Source organism: Erythrobacter sp. CCH5-A1, assembly GCF_001557115.1.
Classification (GTDB): Bacteria; Pseudomonadota; Alphaproteobacteria; order Sphingomonadales; family Sphingomonadaceae; genus Erythrobacter.
The window spans coordinates 1-277 of record NZ_LSKQ01000268.1; the positions used below are offsets into that span (position 1 = coordinate 1).

1 protein-coding gene is annotated in these 277 nt (G+C 61.0%); it reads left to right on the top strand.

Going from position 1 to position 277, the window contains the following annotated elements; all coding sequences use genetic code 11:
- On the top strand, positions 1-277 hold a 277-nt coding region (tnpB, locus tag AX708_RS16970; protein WP_156454591.1), incomplete at both ends, for an IS66 family insertion sequence element accessory protein TnpB.

Sequence of the window (277 nt, forward strand, 5' to 3'; positions counted from 1 at the left end):
CACCGGATTCTCATCTTGATTGTCGCGCATTCTCATTCTGATTGTCGCGCGACAGCCGAGTATGGCGGCAAGCCCTATTCGGGCGTGATCTATGTGTTCCGTGCCAAGCGTGCCGACCGGATCAAGCTCATCTGGTGGGACGGAACAGGTCTGTGCCTGATGGCCAAGAGGCTGGAGCAAGGCAGCTTCCGATGGCCCCGGATCCAGGAAGGCGTGATGCGTCTGACCGCTGCCCAACTGGGTGCTTTGCTCGAGGGTCTGGACTGGCGCCGCGTGC